At 42.5% G+C, this 21,856-nt stretch carries 22 protein-coding genes; 5 read left to right on the top strand and 17 right to left on the bottom strand.

Annotated elements, in window-relative coordinates:
• Position 1: 1 nt before the first annotated feature.
• From R8G66_11600 to R8G66_11580, 5 genes are all read right to left on the bottom strand, one after another.
• Positions 2–478, bottom strand: coding sequence for a (2Fe-2S)-binding protein (locus R8G66_11600; GenBank protein MDW3193006.1), 477 nt, complete (start codon positions 476–478; stop codon positions 2–4).
• Positions 479–492: 14 nt separating this feature from the next.
• Positions 493–1,158 (bottom strand): hypothetical protein, encoded by a 666-nt coding sequence (locus tag R8G66_11595; protein MDW3193005.1) that lies wholly within the window; start codon positions 1,156–1,158, stop codon positions 493–495.
• Positions 1,159–1,302: 144 nt separating this feature from the next.
• Entirely contained in the window at positions 1,303–2,289 is a 987-nt protein-coding gene (locus R8G66_11590; protein MDW3193004.1) for a bestrophin family ion channel, read from the bottom strand.
• A gap of 118 nt (positions 2,290–2,407) precedes the next feature.
• Positions 2,408–3,313, bottom strand: a complete 906-nt coding sequence (locus R8G66_11585; GenBank protein MDW3193003.1) for an SDR family NAD(P)-dependent oxidoreductase — start codon at positions 3,311–3,313, stop codon at positions 2,408–2,410.
• 8 nt (positions 3,314–3,321) lie between these two features.
• Positions 3,322–4,230 carry an AraC family transcriptional regulator gene (locus tag R8G66_11580; protein ID MDW3193002.1) on the bottom strand — a complete coding sequence of 303 codons (909 nt, stop codon included), beginning with the start codon at positions 4,228–4,230 and terminating at the stop codon, positions 3,322–3,324.
• A gap of 522 nt (positions 4,231–4,752) precedes the next feature.
• Here R8G66_11580 and R8G66_11575 point away from each other — a divergent pair.
• The 3 genes from R8G66_11575 to R8G66_11565 all read left to right on the top strand — a co-directional run bounded on the left by R8G66_11575 (position 4,753) and on the right by R8G66_11565 (position 7,369).
• Positions 4,753–5,547, top strand: coding sequence for an MBL fold metallo-hydrolase (locus R8G66_11575; protein MDW3193001.1), 795 nt, complete (start codon positions 4,753–4,755; stop codon positions 5,545–5,547).
• Between the two features lie 565 nt (positions 5,548–6,112).
• Entirely contained in the window at positions 6,113–7,003 is an 891-nt protein-coding gene (locus R8G66_11570) for a hypothetical protein (protein MDW3193000.1), read from the top strand.
• Between the two features lie 132 nt (positions 7,004–7,135).
• Positions 7,136–7,369: a toll/interleukin-1 receptor domain-containing protein gene (locus R8G66_11565; GenBank protein ID MDW3192999.1), complete on the top strand. Its 234-nt coding sequence runs from the start codon at positions 7,136–7,138 to the stop codon at positions 7,367–7,369.
• A 256-nt stretch (positions 7,370–7,625) separates the two neighbouring features.
• On the opposite strand, the gene R8G66_11560 is transcribed toward R8G66_11565, so the two are convergent.
• Positions 7,626–10,850, bottom strand: coding sequence for a multicopper oxidase domain-containing protein (locus R8G66_11560; protein MDW3192998.1), 3,225 nt, complete (start codon positions 10,848–10,850; stop codon positions 7,626–7,628).
• Between the two features lie 237 nt (positions 10,851–11,087).
• On the opposite strand from R8G66_11560, the gene R8G66_11555 reads away from it, so the two are divergent.
• Both R8G66_11555 and R8G66_11550 read left to right on the top strand, forming a co-directional pair.
• Positions 11,088–11,384, top strand: a complete 297-nt coding sequence (locus R8G66_11555; protein MDW3192997.1) for a GNAT family N-acetyltransferase — start codon at positions 11,088–11,090, stop codon at positions 11,382–11,384.
• A 4-nt stretch (positions 11,385–11,388) separates the two neighbouring features.
• Complete coding sequence (locus R8G66_11550; GenBank protein ID MDW3192996.1) at positions 11,389–11,814, top strand: (4Fe-4S)-binding protein; 426 nt, start codon at positions 11,389–11,391, stop codon at positions 11,812–11,814.
• Between the two features lie 206 nt (positions 11,815–12,020).
• On the opposite strand, the gene R8G66_11545 is transcribed toward R8G66_11550, so the two are convergent.
• The 11 genes from R8G66_11545 to R8G66_11495 all read right to left on the bottom strand — a co-directional run bounded on the left by R8G66_11545 (position 12,021) and on the right by R8G66_11495 (position 21,833).
• Complete coding sequence (locus R8G66_11545) at positions 12,021–12,398, bottom strand: hypothetical protein (protein ID MDW3192995.1); 378 nt, start codon at positions 12,396–12,398, stop codon at positions 12,021–12,023.
• Positions 12,399–12,749: 351 nt separating this feature from the next.
• Complete coding sequence (locus R8G66_11540) at positions 12,750–13,373, bottom strand: CatB-related O-acetyltransferase (protein ID MDW3192994.1); 624 nt, start codon at positions 13,371–13,373, stop codon at positions 12,750–12,752.
• Positions 13,374–13,745: 372 nt separating this feature from the next.
• Positions 13,746–14,360: a hypothetical protein gene (locus R8G66_11535; protein MDW3192993.1), complete on the bottom strand. Its 615-nt coding sequence runs from the start codon at positions 14,358–14,360 to the stop codon at positions 13,746–13,748.
• Positions 14,361–14,582: 222 nt separating this feature from the next.
• Positions 14,583–14,864 (bottom strand): hypothetical protein, encoded by a 282-nt coding sequence (locus tag R8G66_11530; protein MDW3192992.1) that lies wholly within the window; start codon positions 14,862–14,864, stop codon positions 14,583–14,585.
• Between the two features lie 185 nt (positions 14,865–15,049).
• A complete protein-coding gene (locus tag R8G66_11525; GenBank protein ID MDW3192991.1) occupies positions 15,050–15,469 on the bottom strand; it encodes an EthD family reductase in 420 nt (139 codons plus the stop codon).
• Positions 15,470–15,541: 72 nt separating this feature from the next.
• Complete coding sequence (locus tag R8G66_11520; GenBank protein ID MDW3192990.1) at positions 15,542–16,354, bottom strand: SDR family oxidoreductase; 813 nt, start codon at positions 16,352–16,354, stop codon at positions 15,542–15,544.
• Between the two features lie 129 nt (positions 16,355–16,483).
• Positions 16,484–17,392 (bottom strand): helix-turn-helix transcriptional regulator, encoded by a 909-nt coding sequence (locus tag R8G66_11515; protein MDW3192989.1) that lies wholly within the window; start codon positions 17,390–17,392, stop codon positions 16,484–16,486.
• A 94-nt stretch (positions 17,393–17,486) separates the two neighbouring features.
• Complete coding sequence (locus R8G66_11510; protein MDW3192988.1) at positions 17,487–18,701, bottom strand: adenylate/guanylate cyclase domain-containing protein; 1,215 nt, start codon at positions 18,699–18,701, stop codon at positions 17,487–17,489.
• Between the two features lie 46 nt (positions 18,702–18,747).
• Entirely contained in the window at positions 18,748–19,893 is a 1,146-nt protein-coding gene (locus tag R8G66_11505; GenBank protein MDW3192987.1) for a PQQ-dependent sugar dehydrogenase, read from the bottom strand.
• A gap of 128 nt (positions 19,894–20,021) precedes the next feature.
• Entirely contained in the window at positions 20,022–20,930 is a 909-nt protein-coding gene (locus R8G66_11500) for an SDR family NAD(P)-dependent oxidoreductase (protein ID MDW3192986.1), read from the bottom strand.
• Between the two features lie 30 nt (positions 20,931–20,960).
• The gene (locus R8G66_11495) at positions 20,961–21,833 is read right to left on the bottom strand and encodes an SDR family oxidoreductase (protein ID MDW3192985.1); all 873 of its coding nucleotides are present in this window, start codon (positions 21,831–21,833) and stop codon (positions 20,961–20,963) included.
• Positions 21,834–21,856 lie beyond the last annotated feature (23 nt).

The raw sequence follows: 21,856 nt of genomic DNA, 5'->3' as shown, positions 1-21,856 counted from the left end.
TTTATGGTGTTTGTACTCCTTGTTTGATTGAAGCTGCTCGTTTGATGGCCTTGATTATTCTCGGATGTGTACCACACCTACAGATATTGCTAATATTTCCTTTGATGTCATCAGTGGAGGGTTTGGTGATTTCTTCAATCAATTTGGCCCCAGCCATCATAAAACCAGTCTGACAATATCCGCACTGAGGGACATTTTCATCCATCCAGGCTTGGTGAATAGGATGAAGCTGATTTTCGTCTGAGGATAACCCTTCTATGGTGGTAACTTCTTTGCCTTCTGCATATTTGACAGGATAGGAGCATGAGCGCACAAGATTATTATCTACATGAAGAGAGCATGCACCGCAGGCGGCCTTTCCACATCCATATTTCGTTCCTTTTAGCTTCAACTCGTCTCTTACCACCCATAGCAGGGGCATCATTGGGTCAACATCTACCGACGTGGATTGTCCGTTTATTTTAAAGGCTATTGTCATTCAAATAGATTTATTTATTCAGGAACATATGCACCATTGTCCAGCCACGTATTCAGTGCAGTTTTAAATTCTTCAAAAGGAATCTGAACAGGCTCCCTTCCTTCCCCTGGATCCCATCCCCAGAGAACCAGTTGATCTTCAGTCATATGCTTAACCAGTTCTTCGGGTGTCCGTCCGCCGTTTTGTTGGGGATCAATCAACTTACGACCAATTTCGATATCGGAAAGTCCAAGCCAACCCATTGATCTTGGAGCTAAGGCCCAATGAGGTGCTCCTGGAACATTACTATATGGGTTGTTCTCAGACTTGTGACATGATTGACATTGCTGAATCTTTCCTCCCAGGTTTTCAACCCCTCTGATGACATTGAAATGATGTAAATGCTGGTCATCTCCCTGCCTGGGCCGATCTCCTGATGGATGACAATTCATGCACCGTGGATCTTTGATGACCTCCAATACGGTCTGAAAAGCAAGTAACGATTGCACGCTATCTGTTTCGTTTACTTCATCTGCGCCCTGTGTCGTATTTCCGTTTTTGTCCGGTTTTATCGTATTGGAAGCAAGGATAAAGACAATAATAAAAGTTGGAATGGTGATTTTTAACAACACACCAATCCATGGTCTTAGGTTAATGTTCATGCTCAAGGAAGCGAGTAAAAACAGTAAAGCTAAGGTCACGTTGAATCCTTTACTTCTCCATATCGAAGAAAGAATAATTCGTTTCGCTGAATCTTCTTTTGCCGGTATTCAATTGATGAAACATCGAGTAAGGTTTACTTCATGTTGTCTGGCTTGGCAATTCTTAAGCCTTCATGAACTTCATCACATCAGAATACCATTTACTTCGGTTATTGGAGAAGGAATCTCATTATCTTCTAAGGCTTGTAGCAGGTCTATTTCAATGGTGCGGCAAAGTGAAAGCATAGGTATATCGTTACCTAACCCCTGGAATGGGTTCTCTGTAGTATCCCCAACCAATTCCATCACTACAAATACCCAGCAAACCAGTATAGTGAATGGAACAGATAATATCATCGACAGGTCTCCTAATTTGATGAATTCAGAGGCCATTCCAAAGGGAAGTAGTATGATGAAGATGAAAGTTAATAATAGGCTGGTGCTTGAGTACTGTCTTGGTAATGGGAATTTTTTGATCCGTTCTGCTTTGCCCTGACAATTCAGCAATTCCTGAAGTAGTTCCTGCAACTGCATATGACGGAAATCATCGATGAGGTCTTCTTTCCTGAGCTGTGATAGCGCGATAGATTGGAGATTAATTAACTGTGTTGCTCCGTTAGCAGAATGATCGATCTTTTTTAGATCTTCTTTCGATAGGTACCTGGACATTTCGGTATTGCTTATCTGTGTTTCAAACAGACCAGTACCAAAAGATTTCTTACGAGCATCAGCAATCCTTCGTGCCCTCCCAGATTGTCCTAATCCTTCCCAGGTTGTTGGAATTAATAGCTGTTTCCTCAAAACGTAAAGCCATCCGATGTGCCGATAAATAAGTCGTTTATGGTACTCGTTTAATTCGCTTGACTCGAAATGGTTTTCTCGAAATTGATTGCCCACAAATCCAATAATAGAAACTCCCCAGGTGCGACTTGCATTGACAATGGCTCCCCAAATTTTACGAGCTTCCCATGTTCTGTCGTATGCGCTGTTGTTCTTAAAACCAATATAGAAGGCTACTGCAGTGCCTAAAATTGACATAGGCAGCCATGGGATGATTAACCATGAGATGATCTTAAAGTAATAAAGGGCGGTAACCAGGGTCACCCAAAGGATAATGGCTGATAACTTCACTCCCGTGACCTTTAGAAGCCCAAGGACTGTGAATCTTTTGTAAACGAACATTTCTTAAAATCAATGATTGAGGACTAAAACCTGATGGTTAGTGACCTTTCCAAAAGGATTAGCAGAGCTATGATTGGAAACTACTGGTCACAGTATCGCAGTAATCGAACAGTTTTTTCGCATCATCCATGTTTTTGGCACTTTCAGCCTCTTCGGAGACCTGACAATCAGCGTAATAAGCTCCTTTTACCAATTCCTTTTCGGGCATGGTGGCAACCATTACCTGTGTTGATGCACCTTGTTCCGCATTTTGCATGCTCATCATCATCAGAGGATTGGTGATCATGAAGCGTAGTTTTTGACTGAGCTTCATGGATCGGCCGAGGTTTGTTTGTACCAATCCCGGATGAACTGATGCAGATACCAGGTTAGGAAACTCCAAATTGAACTGTTTTGCTAGCAGAATATTTCCCAGTTTGGCTTGCTGATAGCGCCAGGTTGTATCATAATTGGAATCGTCTACTTCTTTAACTTGATCAAGATCGATTCGAGGAGCACCCAACCTCGTATGTCCCTTTGAGGATAGCCAAACCTGGCGGTTGGTGATATCGGCCAATAGTTTAGCAAGGAGAAAATGGCCGATCACATTGGTTCCAAATTGTGTTTCGAATCCATCTTTTGTTTTACCTGGAGGCGTAAACATGACGCCAGCATTATTGATAAGGCAATCGATTTGTTTGTATTTGCCTTTGACATACTGGGTAAAATTCCTGACAGAAGACAGGTCTCTTAAGTCCATTGTTTGGGACATGTCGAGCTGTCCTTCTTCAAAAGGAATCGAGGCGTCTTCCTTTAGTTCTTTTGTGAATTCGGCCTGTGATTTGGCATTTCGTCCAGTCCCGATTACATTGGCCCTGGCTTTGAGTAGTGCCTTCGTTGTGGCTGCGCCAAGTCCAGAATAGGCTCCGGTGATAAGAAATACTTTTCCCTTTAAGTCTTTGTTCTCGGTGATATCGAAGGCCGTTTTTTTCATAGGATCATTTATTCATTGGTTTTTCTGTATTCATTTGGACTTAGTCCGGTTTTCGCTTTGAAGAGTTTAGTGAAGTTTTGAGGATACTTGAATCCAAAGCCAAGCGCTATATGCGTGACTGGAGTCCTTGAGTTAAGCAATTTGTTTTTCGCCTGTTCAATCAAATATCCATGGATGTGATCCTTAGCACTTTTACCTGTTTGTATCCTCAATAGATCACTTAGATAGGCACCGGACATGTTGAGCTCTTTACCACATGTATCTATCGATGGGAGCCCAGCTTCACTCAATTCCGATGAGTTGAAATACACTTCAAGGAAATCCTGAAATTTCGTGACTACATCTTCATTGGTCTGACTTCTTCTATGAAATTGACTGCCATAATAGCGATCACAGTACATCAAAATCGTAGAAAGATTTTGCACGATGAGCTCTTCTGCGTGCTGATCTTTATTGTCAATGATTTCTCTTTCGATAGAATCGACGAGTGCACTTAAGAATTGACGTTCTTCTAGCGGAAGGTGTAGCGCCTCACTGATTTCGTAACGAAAGAAAGAGTAATTTTTGATTTTCTTCCCTAGCTCATACTTTCTGATCAGGTCAGGATGGAACATGATCGTCCAACCCTCCATCTGTGCATCTGGCTTCTGATTTGACAGGGAGTATACTTGCCCAGCTCCAATGAATACAAGCGTCCCCTCTTCGTAATCATACACGCCTCGTCCGTATTTGAATCCTCCAGTCACGTGAGTTTTCATACCCATGTAATAGAGATCACTTACCATTTTCAGATTACTTGAATCAAAGTCCATTTTAGGCCACTTTCTGATGACTGAAATCAAAGGGTGGGGCGGTTTGGGAGCCTTCATTCCGGCATAGAACTGATCAAGGCTTTTGATGTGAATGATCTCACTCATATTGATTGGGGAAAATTAGAAATTGGTTGCAACTGGTACTTATCCATATCAAAGAAGTAACTATCCATTTCGCAGAAATTAGCAAAATCGAGGATGGAATTGGACTAGATATGTGTACAATGACTTAAACTAATTTTGATACCTAGCCCAAGGGGGTCGATTTACACGTTTGACCTTTGGAACCTCCCAGACGATTCTGATTGCATTCATGCTGATCCATACCTCACGCAGAAATTACAAGTCAGGGTGATCGAAGTTTCCTCATGCCTACTCTTGTTAACTAAGCATAAAAGTCCCTGTTAAAGTACTATACGCTTGATCGTTGATTAACCTGTCGAGACAATTCAAAGTGTTGATCAAATTTGAAAAGTCAAAGATGCTGAACAAACTCCCAACTTGAACGCTTTACCTGATGCTTATTCAGATTTGGGAACAAAATGATAGATTTTACATATGAATGATGCGGTTTGGAAAATAAAATTTTATGGTGTGCGTGGTTCTATTCCCATATGCGAACCTGCAATGAGTGAATTTGGAGGTAATACCACTTGCTTTTATTTGGAATTGCTGGCAGGAGACAAGCACCACGGAACCTCAATCATTTTTGATGCTGGAACTGGAATTCGACAATTGGGAAAAGACATGATGAGTGGCAATATACCGCGGAAGGAGAATATACTGATCCACTTTAGCCATTTCCATTGGGACCATATCCAGGGTTTACCCTTTTTCATACCTGCATACCTGCCAGATCAGAAAATTGCGATCTTCTCGCCTCATTATTTGGCCGATGAAACCAAAAAGTTGGAGAATGTTTTTGAAAAGCAAATGCATAGTGAGTTCTTTCCAGTTCAGTTGGAAAACATGGGTTCCAACATGTGTTTTTTTACAAATGAGGACTTTCAGAAATTGTTGTCATTAGATAACAAGGTGACGTTTACCTATTACAAAAACAACCATCCGGGAGATGCTTATAGTTTTAAGTTATCCGGTTACGGCAAGACCGTCGTAATCAGTACGGATTTTGAGCATGGAGAAACCTTAGATGAGGATTTTGTGACTTTTTGTGAAGGTGCGGACCTACTGATCCATGAAGCCCAATATACAGACAAGGAGCTGCAGGAACACAGAGGATGGGGCCACAGCAGTTTCAGCCAGGCCATGGAAGTAGCTGAAAAGTCAGGTGCCAAAAATCTGTATATCACTCATCATGATCCGGACCATGATGACGTTTTCCTCAGAGAAATTGAAAGAGATTGCCAACAGAGATTCAAGAATTGTTTCTTGGCTAGAGAAGGTGAGGAAGTTGTGGTTTAAGTTATCAGTATTCTTCTTGCCAAGTGCATCTCAATCATCGATTGCACTTTAGAAAGCTAGTTTTAAAATGGCTTGTTCCCAGTTGGAGGGACATTTTAGGTTCATAATCCATTACCCCGTCTCAAAATAAAGGTGCGTTATTCGGTGCTAGCCCGGATTTGTGTGTTCCCGAGAGCTTGATCCATTTATAAAAAGTGCTGGAGACCATGAGAAAAGGAGGGTAAGGTGTGCTGAGGGGTCTAATTTTTGCATGAAATGGGTTGGTGATTGAAGGGGTAGGGGTTATATTGTAGATAAAATGAGGGTGAACTTATTATCGACAACAAATGCTTAAGAACGCATTTGTTGCTGGAAATTAGAAAACTTGGCATCTGAATGTATAAGGTGGATAAATGCACCGAGGTGTTCTTATTATTGATGTTAAAGGCATAGAAAAAGCCTATGACAAACACCAGAAACAAATTGAAAGGTTTGAAATGAACCCGCACAAATTTGTTAAACAAAGATTATGTGAAAATGGCGAATTACATCTGACCAATGTAGAACATATTAAAAACAGATGAATATGTATGAACAAGTAGAAAAGCCGAAAGAGAATAAAAATAGAGCGATTGCTAAATCTGTTGGTCAGAAGAAAAGTATTGGAAAACCAGGTATTGGATTTGTTGATAATCGGCCAGACGCTGTTGCTCAAAGAAAGCTGCAAGATATGGTTATCAGTTCCTCTCAAGTGAAACAAGCTGCTCAGCTTCATGCAAAGGTTGACAATAATTCAACTCAACAGATGCAACCTTTTCAACTGGCTGGAATAGAAAAGGGTAAATGGGTCTCAGATGGAGAAATCCACCATAAAAAACTTTCTGATGAGTTTTATCCAACTTATGGATTCGTTACCCATGTTGAGGACAATGGATATATTGAACCTGCTAATGGACGCAGGAAAATTATTGCACCTGCCTGGTTAACGCTATGGAATGAATACGATCAATTGTGGAGTGCTGCAAGCCAAACTCACAATTATGCGAATGCAAACAGAACTATGTATAGCGCTGACCATGAGTGGGAGTCGTTTGCGGTTGATACGCCACTCCATAATAAACGACTGGAGATAATAGCAGCCGGTGGTTTTCTGACCACAGGACAGCAACGACCTGGTCCCATTCCAATCGTTGATCATCCTGAAGAAGTCCTCGTCGACAATTTCGTTGCCAGAGCATTAGCTGCATACGCTGCTTGGATGGCAGGTGTTAAAACAAAGCAAAATCGAGGACCAAAAGACCCTCAAGGACTAACTAACTTAGGTTCAAACATACTTAAGGGTCGTGCTTTGCCCCAACACTGGACTTTTCACCCTAGTAACAGTGGAACATGGGCAATGCATCGCAGTGGGAATGCAAATACACCGGAAGATCCAGATTCACCAAATGGAAGAATGACATTTATATATCATGTTTAATTCTTGAGTAAAAAGCCCCTTACAAACCTGAAAATCATTAAAACGCTTTTTAGCTCAATAGTTGAATAGCAGAACGCATGGCATACGAATATGATGTATTTGCAAGCTACCTGAGGAAAACGCCCCAAAAAGATGGATGGAAGAGCTATTTCTGCCATTGTTTCAAGATTAGTTATAAGAGGCTCTGGGAGGAAGGAAGTAAAGGTTTTTAGGGATAAAGAAGGAATTGAAAGTGGAGACAACTGGAGGCTTAAGATCAAAAGAGCACTGGCAACATCAAAGTATTTAGTTCCAATTTTATTGCCGTCGTACTTTCATTCTGAGTGGTATACAAAGGAAATTGCCGCTATTTACCATAGGAAATAGAAACTAAGCTTTAACTCTATTAAAAATCCAAATTGGTTAAGTTTCAGTAATCAACAATAAAACAATAGTCTCAACTCAATGAAATACGCCTCAGAGAGATGATGGGTTCACAGGTTCGTAAATGGATTCTTGTAGTAAATCCTAAAAAGAGCTTTCGTCTGCCTTATGGGTAAAAGATACTTATTGCATAATTTGTGTTAAAAAAAGACAGGTGGCATAGCCACCTGTCAGCATCATTAAATCTTGGTCTCGTCGTTCATTTCTCTACGCCAGGTCTGGTGATGACTGGCATCATCATGCCCCGGTCTTCATGGCGAAGGATGTGACAGTGGTAGACCCATATACCTGTACGATTCACATCGTCTGTCACCGTGATCCTATTGATATCTTCATTATTGGACTGCTCAGGCACGTTCATCCAGTATCGGACTTTTACATAGCCATGGGCCGGGACCACTATGGTATCCCACCAGTTGCCGACGATGCCATCCACATCAATTTCACCTTTGTAGATGGTACCTGGAATGGCACTTTCTTTAGCACCCAATGCAGGTTTTTTATCCCTTTGTGGCCAGTCGCCACCTTCGGCCGTTTTCGCTCTCATGAACCAATCGGCTATAGTGTCCCCCTTACTTTCAATCTTATAGTTTTCATATCCTAACTGGCCCACTTCTACAATGAAGAAAGGATTGATGTGGATGTGAAATGGGTGACCTACATCAGAGTTATTGATCAGTATCCACTCTTCCGCAGTAGTCGCAATTGGCAGACCGGGAATGTTGCCTTTATTGACTTCAGCTTTTCTGTTTTTTGGGTTCACGACGGCCATTTGAGGCTTATCGTCCTTATTCGGAATGCCAGATACGGCATACCAACTAGGTTTTCCTTTGCCATCAAACTCGTAAGTTTTTTTATCCTCCTCCAGCATGATGTCTTGATAATAGCCCGGATTGACGTAATACCAATGGTCATCTACTCTGTTCGTGTTCCACTGAATAGGTACGGCATTTACATATTCCAACTTCTGAGTGATGTTACGTCTGTCTTTAGCGTATTCATCATCAACAGGGCTTTTATATCCTTTCTGGATATGATCTTCGTTGGCGTGGGTATTTCCGATGGGATCGTTCAAAAAGAATTCTCTTCCATTGAGTGTGAATTGATTCACCGTAATGGCATTCTCCGGATTATTATTGTTAATCACCTTCACGGCAGTACCTGAAATATCAAAGATGACCGGCCTGGATTGCAGGATATCGTTATTATTGATCGGGGCGACATAGGCAGGGGGCTTCAACCCCTGGTCAGGAGCCGCAGGTGAGATCCTGCTCAGATAATCATTATTGGGCATGTACGGTGATTCATTTCCACTGACAGGCGTCCCTTTCACGTTGATCCACATTAATTCACCATCTGAAATGACGCCATCATTGTTGTTCACCGGTGTGAATCCTGTACCACTACCAAATTCGGCCGATACTTTAAAATCCATTTCCAAAAAGTCGCCATCAGTAGTTGCTGTTGGCTTCACTTTCAGGATAGGAACCACAGATTTCTTTGTTGGCACTTCTGATTCGTTCCAAAGGTGCTGGAATCCCATATAATTATCAGGTGTTGTTCCAGTTGGTTTGAACAAATAGGCATCGTCATAGCCCAATAGCGCCAGACGCGCCGGATTAAAGCGGGTTGTCTCATCATTCGACTTGTAGATGGTATTGCCGAGACTATCCAACAAAACCAAACCATAAGGTGGGGCATAATTTTTGAATAAGATGTAGTCGCCCTGTTCCAGGGAAACCAAAAAGTCGGTCCGATTACCGGGAGCCAGTAGCGCGGGTTTGCTTGCTGTTACTTTGGTCTTTTTCGCGTGAGAAATGCCGTCAGTAGCCACCATGTACATATCTGCGGATTGTACTTTTGGTGCATAAATGGGCTTGCCGTTTTTGTTTTTGCCGACCTGATAGGAAGAATCCGCTCCAACTATTTTTCCTAGCCAGACATGACTGAACGCCCGGTGGTTGGTCCCGGCATTCACCAGTCGCCAGCGCTCCAGCTGCCCTGGCCGCATACTGATGACCAAACTATCCTCACCATTGACCGTGAGGTCTATTTGCTTACCATTTTTAGGGTCAGCTACTTTACCTTGTGCGTTTCCCTTACCAAATTGCAGCCCATAATTGGTGATCTCCTGAATGGTCAGTACCCGGTCATGTTTTCCTCTCCAGTGATCCAATTTATAATCGTTTTGAGTCTTTTTGCCATTATCCACACTGTTCGCTTCTCCGGGATAAGGAACGATGGCGTTGGTTTTATTTTCCATGATCACCATGGTTCCTGCCAGCCCATTTTCTACCTGAGCTGAGGTAGAACCGTGTTTGTGTGGGTGAAACCAGTGGGTACCTGGGAGGTGAAATTCGGGGATGCGGTATTGGTACAGCCAGTCTCCCTTTTTTACGCTTTGATCGGCTACAGAATACTGATTCAGGTCTTTGATCTTACGAACAGGGTGATTGGAGTGGGGAGCGTCATATCCTTTGTTGCTTTCACCTTCCGGTACGATGACAATGGTTACATCGTCTTTAGAGGGATCTACATGCAGTCCATGGACGTGCAGGTTGGTATTGTTCAGATTGTGCGGGATATTGATCTCACCTCGGACGGCATCACCTGCCAGCACTTCGTCCGGATTTAGCGTATCCTCCATGATCTTCTGATAATCCTGAAGCGCCTGACTTGTAGCGGGGTTCAATTGATTCTTGATGTTAACTTCCAGCAGGTCTCCCGGATTGTAGTAAAGTGTAGGCCCGGGGATCATTTCCATGGTTTCACTCAGGCCATAAGCCCGTGTCCAAATGGCCCCCGCGACGGTACCTTTGACCAGATCGGTTTCTCCAAACTGGGTATAAAGCGTGGTAGTCAATACCCCGTCAGAGCTGGTGATCTTTTGCGGTAAGAACAGGACTTTCCTGATATGTACGGCACTTTGCTGATCGTAAACCTCATAAATCTTGATGATGTTGTCTTCTGATTGGGTGTAGCTTTCCGGAATCTGAAGCGCCATGAGGTTGGTTTCGTAATCGTAGCTTTCAAAGGTGGAGAACTGAAGTCTCTCGCGACCATTTACTTCGGCGTAAAAGCCATTCGAGCTTACCTGAACAGGATCTTCAAAATTAGCCTGAATGGCAATCTGCAGATTAGTAGGCTGATTCAGGTTCACCTGAAAAACCACTTTGTTTTTCCCTGTGTTTTTTAGATCCCAACCCTTTTTTGTCTGATCGTAGGTCATGCCTCCAACGGAAGTCAATTGAAGGTTTTGGATGGACGAAGATCCGGTGGGCAAAACGGCTTTTGGTTCCGAGGTGGACAGGTCTTCGTAGGCGTAAGAAACCTTTGCAGGTTTTTTGTCAGGTTCAGGGCATCCTTGCAAGGCAAGTATGCCCAACCCAATGAGCACATGGGAGATGAATAAGTTGATTTTCATGAGTCTAGGTGGTTTAGGTAATTCATGTAAGATATCATATCTCAATTAATTTATCAATTACCGGCGCAAGGTAAAAATGACGTATTATGACGAATCTTAACTTAATGGCATTGACCCGCTCTGGACCACCCCTGGCTCCAAATTCGGATAGCGCTATAATGAAAAACACAATAGGTAGTAGAACAAAATAAGGCTTAAGTTACTTGCAGTTTATATTCACCAAGGAATCGAAAGGAGATGATGGAATATCAATTGATCAACAATGAAGCACGAAAGCAGTATGAGGTGCATACGGATGAAGCGGTGCTGAGAATTGAATACATCCTGGCTCAGGATAGGATTTTTTTGACACATACGGAGGTTCCTAAATCGATGGAAGGGAAAGGTTTGGGGTCTGCCATTGTAAGATTAGCGTTGGAAGATATTGAGCAAAAAGGCCTTACATTGGTCCCGCTTTGCCCTTTTGTAGCGCTTTACCTCAAACGCCATCCGGAGTGGAAGAGATTAGTTATGAAAGGAATTAATATTGAATAATGTTATGGATAAAGAAATCGTAAAAGAATATTCTAACGGAGAACTGACGGTGGTATGGAAACCGAAGTTGTGTATCCATGCTGAGGAATGCGTAAAAACCCTACCGAAGGTTTATAACCCGAAAGAGAAGCCCTGGATCAAGGTAGAAAATGCTACCACGGATGAGATCAAAGCTCAGATTGCCAAATGTCCCTCCGGGGCGTTATCTTATTTCATGAATGGAGAAGATACAATGGAGGTCGAATCGCTGGAGACCAAGGTAGAGGTGATGGAAAATGGTCCTTTGCTGGTGTATGGTACCTTAAAAGTGACCCATAAGGATGGAAGGGTGGAGAAGAAAAACAAAACCACTGCTTTCTGCAGGTGCGGACAATCTGCGAACAAACCGTATTGTGACGGTGCGCATGTCAAAGTCGGGTTCAAGGCTTGACCCGATAATCCCTGGTTGATTGGTCGAGTTATTGTGAAAACCTATTGAGCTTTGCTCATCCGAAAGGTGGACATTTTGTCTTCTGCCTACAACACGAAGGGCTTACTATGTCCTTTGGTTTTGCGTGATACTCATGTGACTTGGACAGTCGTAGGGAACGTAGATTGAGCTATGCAGACGCGGCTCTCGACTTCACTGACTCTTAACTATTTTGGAGCTTTTTGCATTAATTGGAAAACATTACCTTCCGGGTCTTCCCCGTCGCAATAGAAGTATTTAGGGGTGCCGGAAGCGAAGATCTCCCTCATTTCGACATGACTGTCCATCAGTTTTTGTCGGAACTGTACCATATCCTCATCGATCATAAACACCATTTTCGTATTGCTGCTGGCGTTGAAAGGTTCCTCCGGATCGAAATAAGCCTCACCGATTTTGTGCAAGGCGATTTCGGCCCCGGAACTACGTAGAACGACCCATTCACCAGGAATCTCTTCGGTTACCTCCATACCAAAATGACGTGTATAAAAGTCTTTTAACGTATGAAGGTTCAGAGCAAACAAAATAAGGCGGTGAAAGGTAACCATAGGAGGGTGGGGCTTTGAGTTTCACCAAAGGTAGTGACCTCTGGGGTAACGACCAGTCAGTCAAATTTTTGCTTTTTTTACAGAAAATGGATTATTAGCTGATTGCTCACCATAGAAATACGGGTAAACCACGCGAAATTCAACTACCACCACCCCAACGACAATGCGCTTAAGTCAAGGTTGAAATTTTAATTTACAGAAGTCATTCCAGGAATGGAATCTTTGAAAATCGGTAATCAACATAACAGTTTTAGCTAAGACTCCCCTGGCCGTACGTGGAAGCGGAGTGACCTTAACTTAAGAGCATTGCCCCCAACTAATCATAGTAAATAACAATCAGCGAGAGGGCATTCAATCTTCCAGGGCATCTATTGCTCCGCCGGTTAGATGACGCACATTGCGAGTGATCCTTTCAATGGGCCAGTCCCACCAACAGATTTCTTGTAAACGTTTAATTGTTGCATCAGGGAATCGCTTCCGAATGGTTTGTGCTGGATTTCCACCGACAATGGTATATGGAGGTACGTCTTTTGTTACCGTAGCATTACTGGCGATGATGGCTCCATTTCCAATACTCACTCCGGGCATGATCGTGGCATTATAACCGATCCAAACGTCATTTCCCACCACGGTATTCCCCTTATTGGGATAAGTTTTGCCTTCCATGGCGTTATCCCAACCTTGACCGAAAACAGCAAATGGATAAGAAGATATTGAATCAGAAAGGTGATTAGCTCCATTCATGATGAAGGTAACATCGGATGCAATCATGCAGAACTTTCCTATGATGAGTTGATCACCTACAAAATCGAAAAGATATTTAACGTTTTTCTCGAAGTTGCTAACGTCCTCAAAATCATCATAATACGTGTAATCGCCAACAATGATCTGTGGATTCTTGATGATGTTCTTAAGAAAACATAGTCGATTGTATCCCTCGAGCGGAAATTGGGTGTTTTTATCTGGACCGTTCATTTAGATGAATTTGAAAGTTGACAGTTGAAGAAATGAGAGGGGCTAATATAAGTAAGGGTTTGTTTTGGGAATTGTAATTGAGCTTTTGTGATTCAAAAAAAAGGCAAACCTATGTCTGCCTTTTTAGCGTTCACATTAATCGCGCCCTGATTTTATTCAAAACTAGTTGAAACACAGCTTTTTCGCAGTTCGATCCAATAGAACGCTGTATTATTCGATGATTAGAGAAAAGCTATTCTCTTAACCCGATTAAAACTACTGGAGCTCCCCCGGAGGATATCTTCCTATCATCCAGGAGAACACCACTTGCTCCAGTAATTCATATATGCTATTTTATCTCATTTACCTTTTTCATGCGAACACACGATGCAACTATCGTTCAACTTCGGCCTTTAATTCGTTATTAAATGTGTTGAAGTGAAAGATTCCATTTAAAGCCAGTGTCTCCGTCGTGAAAAAGCCGTTGGCATCTACTCCCATGTACTCATCGGTTTGAATGAATCTCGTTTGAGTAGCTGAAATTTCTTCCACTCGATAAATATGATTATCGGTAATTTGATCTGAGCCAGCAACTGGGTCAGACCAACCGAATTCAATTCCGTCACGATAAATTAAGGTGTGTCTATAAGGACCATTTCCAAAGCCTTCAAAGAAGAGATAAGCGTCGACAATTGCTCCATCCTCAATCGCATTACCCTCTATAAGTTCAAGTCCTAGAAATGTAGTACTCCATCCCTCACCATCACCCAGCGTGTAATTATCCCAGTCCGTAAGTACACTCCAGACTTCAGAAGCAGATGCTTCAATCACAATCTCTGTATAAATACTATGGTGGTTCTCTCCAAGTTCACTTATTCGGTAGGAACTCTCGCCGATTTGTCCGGAATCTATGATATTAGGAGTAACCGAATCGTCTTCGGAACATGAAATAAGTCCGATTGAAATGATCGCCAGTAGAAGTGAGTAATTAAATTTTTTCATCATCATTTTTTTAATCCAATTCAGCAAAATTCGAATAGGGTCAGAGGTTTGATGAACACAGAAACAGGAAGGTAGAACACAAGTCATGGAAGATCGAAATCATTTAAATCCCTGGATGAGTTTACAGCCTCATGTTGTGCCTGTATCTTGTTTCCTCCAGTTCTTTTTTTAATTGAAGGAATGGATGGAGTTAAAATGTTTTTCAGGTTTTTGCACCATTGAATTTTCTTAGTAATCCTCTAAAGAGGTGGATTGGTTGATCTTTCGAGTGACTTTATCCAAATCTTCAACCTGTTTTCGAAGTAACCCTATCAGTTGCCATACTTCTTCCTTGTGGTTAAGTGTTTCAAGGAGGTATAGTAAGCCTTGTATAGAAGTCACAGGGGTTCTTAGTACGTGATTGTTGATGAAGCTGATCTTATCTATTGTCCGTGTCTTTCTTATTAAATCCCTTTTCAACTTAAATATGCAATTCGAAAGATCCGATAAACTATTATCAAATTGACTCATGGTTATAGCATTTTATTAGTATTCGTCCCTGCACATGCCCGGGACCTCTTATCATTTCATCGTTATTCTGGTATTCCAGTACAGAAAATGACGACTTGAACGAATACTCCACTTTCGTAAAGTGTCTGCAAAACAGCGATAATGACTGTGATTGCAAAATGGCAAGCTATGCGGGTTGTATATGGCTATTCATCACGTCCGATCAAGACGATCGGAGCTCCCCCGGAGGATATTCTCAAGGCATCTTTTCCTGCTACTTCCATTTCTTTTGAATTGATGGTAGCCTCAAGTTCCTCCCGCGTTTCAAAAGCCATGGTGAACATCTGGTAGTATGGCGCAAGGTTGCCAAATACTTCTTGATTCATTTTGGTGATGTAATAGGGTTTTCCCTGTTGGGAATAACCCATTAACGAATCCAACAGGACAAGGTGCCTTGCATAATCCCGGTTGAATTGAGTGGCATCGGTCGGCTGTGGGTACAGTACCTGGAACTTATATTGTTTTTCTGGAGCAGTTTCCGCTACATTATTTTGCTTTTGTAAAGTAGGTCCACAGGAGCATACCATCAACGTGATTGCGAGGGATAATATATTCAATCGTTTCATAGCGCTTAGATTAATTGATTATTTCTAATTTGTTTTTAACATATTCGGACAGATTACCACGCTGACAAGGATTTACAATCCCAATTGACCTTTCATCATGGAAATGAACTCACCATCGGCCATTTTCTTTCTAGTGTCAAGTAAGAAATGGGCATCATCTCCAGCCCTGTACCTAAGTTGATCAGTTCCATCGGTCACAGCATTATAAATAACATGGGCCACCAGACTTGATGGAGAAACCGTATTGTCCGGGTTTTGCCATTGTTTCATTATTGCGTTGATGATAGGCTGATAATCACTAACCTCACCTGCCTGAAAGTCAAAGGAACGACTGCCGAAATCAGTGGCAATGAACCCTGGCTCCACAATTTTGACCTTGACACCAATTTGTTCCATTTCATAATGGAGCGATTCTGAAATACCCTCAACTGCAAATTTGGTTCCGTGATAGAGTGAACCCAATGCGAATGTCATTTGTCCTCCGATGGATGAAATATTGACGATGACCCCTGTTTTGTTTGCTCTAAAGTGGGGGATAACTGACCGAGTCACATCTATCAAGCCAATGACGTTGGTATTGAACTGTCTGATGATATTTTCCCGTGGAAAAGATTCCAACGGTCCATAAGCACCATACCCCGCATTATTTACCAGGGCATCAATCTTTCCGAATTTCTCGATACCACTTTGGATTGCCAGGTGAATAGATTCCAAATCGAGAACATCCAATTTTTCTACCATTACATGCGCTAATTGATTTAGCTCCGTTTCTTTTTCAGGATTCCGCATGGTGGCAATGACGTTCCAACCGCTGTTTTGAAAGTGAATGGCTGTGGCTTTTCCGATTCCACTGCTCGCCCCGGTAATTAAGATGGTCTTTTTCATGTCTGTGATTTTGTTGCTATTTAGTGATACACAAATGTCCTGTAGCTTTTTTAGCTAAATCAACACGGAAAAAGGAAGCTTAAACACAAATCGCAGAAAGAAAAAGGGGGGCTTTAGCATCCTCTTGATCTAATTCAACTGTCTGTATTCCTGTGGGCTCTTACCTGTTTTTTGTTTGAACAGCCGGGCAAAATAATGGGGATAATTAAATCCCAATCTATACGCAATGCTGCTTACTGAATCGCTTCTGCTCAATAGCAATTGTTTGGCTTTATCTACCAGAAAATCATTGATGTGGTCCTTGGCGGAACGACCAGTCTCCTTGGCAAGCAGGTCACTCAGATAACTCGGTGAGAGGTGGCAATTTTCTGCCAGGTATTGAATGGTAGGTTGCCCCCTCTCGATAAGTACATTTTCCACATAATACTTTTTTAGTAGCGACTCTACCTTAGAAACAACATCAAGGTTGCTGGCAGAACGCGTGTTGAATTGTCTCTCATAGAATCGAACACTGTGATTCAGCATCAATTCAATATTTGAGACCAACACCTGTTGACTATGATTATCTATTCGTTCCTTGATTTCATGCTGGATCAGTCCAATAATTTGATTAAGGATGTTTTGCTCCAGTTCAGAAAGGTGCAGGGCTTCGTGAACTTCATAATTGAAAAAACTGTAAGCATCTATTTTCTCGCCAAGCGAAGTGTTTCTGATCAGATCTCGATGGAAATAAAGCATCCAACCCTCTACCTCATTGAGTTGTTGAGGTTTGGTAACGGTGATTACCTGGTCAGGAGCGGTAAAGATCAATACCCCATCATCAAAGTCGTATGAATTTCGTCCGTAATCAATGCCACAGCGCGAATCTTTCAGAGCGACACAGTATAAATCTGATGAGAAACGTTTTCCCACGGTTTCCTCTCCATAGGCCAGCTTCCTGGTATCGAGAATAGTAATCAGCGGGTGTGTAGGTTTCCCAAGGCCAAAAACTGTCCTAATTTCGGCTATCGTTTTAGAATGAATTATAGGATCACTCATCTTTTTTTTCAAAATTATTTCTAGTGAATCGAGTGCGTAAACACGAACCCCTGATTGTCTAACACATATTCAGCTTTGCCTGCTGCTTTTGAGTTTATTCAAGCTTGTAGATCCTTATTTCATCCCCAATTCCTTTTAAGGAAGTCAGTCCCAAATCGTGAGCTTCAGGTTTAGCATCTAATGCTTCATATGTAGCTGACGAAATCAGGAGTTGACTTTGATGGACTTTATTGAGTTGCTCAATTCGGGCGGCGATGATCACATTTTTACCTGTCAGTGAGTAAAAGTTGCGTGAGGCATTGCCCACATTACCAGCAATGACCTGACCCGAATGAATACCTATACCCACCCTGATTTTGGGGATCTTTCCACTCCTTCCCAATTCCGACGTTCTTTGCACAATTTGCAGCCCGGAATTTACCGCCTTACTGGCGTGATCGCGATAAACATTGGGTGCACCAAAGACAGCCATGATCCCATCTCCCAAAATCTGAAGCACGACTCCTTCGTTTTCCCTGACAATATCTATGATCTCACTGAATACCGTATTTTGAAATGAGGCTACCTGGGATGGATCATTGGAATCGGCAAACACGGTAAAGTCTCGAATATCCATGAATAAAATACTCACTTCATAGTGTTTACTGCCAAAATCTACCGCTCCGGAGATCAGTTCCCGGGCAATTTCAGAAGAGACCTGCTGTCCAAACAAAGATTCCACTCGGTCCAACATTTGAGTGGTCTTATCTTTTTCTTTCGTGAGTAACAACTCAGCTTTGTTGGCCGCACGTGAATAGTAATTGATCAACAGGGATATAATTATCATGCAGATCAATGCGCTACTCAAGGAGTTGCTTTCAAGCAAATTGGCCTCAAGATTATAAATTCCATTTTTGAACCAGTAGAACATTAAAACGTAACTGGCAAGGACAAAAAGCATCAGGGTTATTTGAACATGGTTTTTCCAGGCCGGATTAAAAAAAACCAAACCGCACAGATAGATGAGCCAAAAATGGGCTCCAATGTCCCATCCTCCATAATAGGTACTAAGAATTTGGTGTAACCAAAGTTCCATAAAAGCAAGAGCAAAAGCCGTGTTGTGATGCCCTTTTCTGTTCAATAGAAAGGCAATCAAAAAGGTAGGAATACTGAAAAACATGTTAACCCTGACCATTTCAATGATACCCATTTGCTCAAACATGAAATAGGCCATGATATGACCACAAAACCCAATGAGATAAGCCCATTGGGTGATTATGTAGAACCGATGGTTAGATGGCCGAACATGTGGGGATTGGAATAGCCTCATAGGTTAATTTAGCTATAGCGCCGCAATTCTGCCAATGCATGAGCCATTAGTCTGGTAAGCGGTTTATCTCAACGATGCGATGTGTGTTACTGGTGTCCGAGAATGAGCTTCCATTTGTGGCAATAAATAAGCGTCCATCTGGTGCCATGACAATATCACGTATCCGACCAAATTCCCTTTCGAAGTAGCGCTGTTCTTCGACAACCTGTCGACCATCATCACTCAGTGTTAGGGCAAAAAGCGTTTGTTCCCTGAGGCTGGCCAATAGCAATCGGTTGTTCCATGCAGGTATTCTTTCGCTGGAATACCAAAGGATATCTGATGGTGCAATGTTTGGTGTCCAGTTGGCTATCGACTCCATAACGGGAGTGTTTAGAGCAAACGCCTGTTCGTCCGGATTATCAATCGTGCCAAGTACATCAGGCCAACCGTAATTGCTACCTGCCTCAATGATGTTGATCTCATCATCGGTAGTAGGACCGTGCTCGGAGCTATAGATCATGCCATTGGGATGAACCATAAGTCCCTGTGCATTGCGATGACCTATGGAATAAATATGGCTGTTTGGATATGGATTGTCCGTAGGAATGCTGCCATCGAGGTTTAAGCGTAGCAGCTTACCAGCTAAGGAGTTTATGTTTTGAGAAAGGCTTGGGTTTCCAGTATCTCCGGTGGTCATCAGGATATGGTTGTCTGGTGTGATCACGATCCGTGCGCCATTGTGTCGACTACTTGCAGGGATATTGTTCAAAAGGATGGTTTCGTTTTCCATGCCCCCGTCAGCATAGGTATACCTTACCAGGCGGGCGTTGAAATTGCCAGCGTCCCTATAAGTGTAAACCACGTATACAAAGGGATTATTGGGAAAATCGGGATTAAGTGCCATCCCTAACAGTCCACTGTCACCGCTTTGTTCCACTATACTTGTCAGGTTGGCGATCACCGATCGATCACCTGTCTCAGGATTAATCCGGTTGACACGCCCACTGCGCTCAGTGACCCATAGAAAGTCATCAGAACCCCAAAGCATTTCCCATGGAACACTTAGATCTGAGACCACTGTTCTGAAAGCAGGTAATGAGTCAGGGGAATCAATTGGGTTGATCGTATCGGATCCGTCATCACTTGAGCATCCCATAAACAGCCAAACTGACAAGAACCGAAAACCATTTCTTATCAAGTACTTTTTCATAGTGATGATCATTTTTATCATTTCTTCAGTCTTGAATTGGATTTGTCACCTGTTAGGTAAGAATTGGTAACCCATCATCGGAACAGTATCCGATGATGGGCTTGACTTAAACCATAGCTTTAAAAACATTACTGCTGGCCTGAAAACATTTTGTAAAATTCCTCTTCAGACATCACCTTCCTTAACCTAACTATTTCATCTGCCTTTGCCGTGATGTATGTAATTTTTGGATTCACCAGTTCAGTGGCATTAACAATGGTTTCTGCTGTATCTTCAGCTCCAGGAGCGTCAGCAAAATTTTTCTCTAAAGACTTTGCACTGGCGTCGATCATCGCCCGATAATCATCCGGCACATTGGATTGTTCAAGTCGAGCAAAGGCTGTCGCTCCGAAACCTGTTTGAGCAGCTCCAGGTTGTATTTTTACCACATCAATGTTGAATTGTGCGACTTCTAATCGCAGGGCATCTGCCATACCTTCCAGGGCGTGTTTAGTAGACGCGTACCAGCCAAGCATGGGTAAAGAGAATTTACTTATTGCTGATGACACGATGATTACCCGGCCAGAACGCTGCTTGCGCATATGAGGTAGGACAGCCTGCTGTAGGCGAGCGTAACCGAATACATTGACATCAAACTGATGTTTGAGATCATCGATATTGATATTTTCGATGGTCGCAAATTCGCCGTAGCCAGCATTATTGATCAGTACATCGATACGTCCTTGTTCGGAAATGACACGTTCGATTCCTGCACGGACCTGCGCATCATTGGTCACATCCATTTCAAGTGCATGTCCACCAATTTTGTTCAAATACTTGTTCCCCTTTACATTGATATCACCTCCGTAAACAATGTGACCTTTGGCCACTAGTTTCTCCGCGGTGGCTTTCCCAAAGCCTGAGGCAGAGCCAGTAATGACAATTACTTGAGACCCTTCTTTACGTTCTGTTGTTTCTGTCTGCGCTTGAGCAATCTGATTTAAGCCCACGAAGTATATGAGGCTTACCATGAATACATAATACTTTAGACTTTTCATGACGTTAATATTTTCTATGAGGTAATTGAATTATTTGTTGAGGGTGAGTAGATTGTCCACGCCATTTGCTGCGTAGATTGCTTTTGTGGTTCCATCCAATACCTTATTGTATTGTTCAACCGGTTCTTTCAGACCTGAAAAATCAACCACTGTTCTGAATGGCTTTTCCCCAAAAGGTGTATTGACCAAAGCAACCACAGCATTTGCTACCTTTTCTGGTTTTTGCTCGGGAATGGTTTCAATGTATTGGACATAGTTATTTAATGCCACATCTGGAACTTGAGCCATGTCTCCGTATGCTTGCGTTCTATCACTATCGCTTGGCTTAAGCATGGCTCCCATGAATGCTGTGGGCATTCCTCCAGGCTCTACGATACAGGATTCAATTCCAAATCCCGATAGTTCAGCCCGATATCCTTCCGCCAGAGATTCTAAGGCATATTTCGAGGAGGAATAGGCGGCAAGAAAAGGTGTCGTTATTCTCCCGATACAGCTTGAGGTGTGGATAATAGTACCAACGCCTTGTTGTCTGAAATAAGGTAGAACGGCTCGCATAAGACGTTGAACGCCAAACACATTCACTTCAAACATTTTTTGAAGATCCGCTGTTGTGAAGGTCTCCAGGATACCATTGGCCCCTACGCCGGCGTTATTGAATACCGTATCCAAACCACCCATCTTATCTATGGCAGATTGCACACCTGTATTTACACTAGCTTCATCGGTGACATCCATCTCAATCAGGTGGACACCTGAAGATTTTAATTCTTCTGCCAATGCCGCGTTTTTACCGGAAGTTGAGCGAAAGGTTCCTGCCACCTCATGACCATCTTTTGCCAATTGCAAGCAGGTCAATCGTCCAAAAGCACCACTTGCTCCAGTAACCAGAATTTTATGTTTCATCACTTTGAATTTTTGTTCTATTG

The sequence above is a fragment of the Cytophagales bacterium genome (assembly GCA_033344775.1).
Lineage (GTDB): Bacteria > Bacteroidota > Bacteroidia > Cytophagales > Cyclobacteriaceae > JAWPMT01.
The sequence above is the reverse complement of the archived record's forward strand: the minus strand, read 5'-3'. Positions and strand labels throughout refer to the sequence as shown.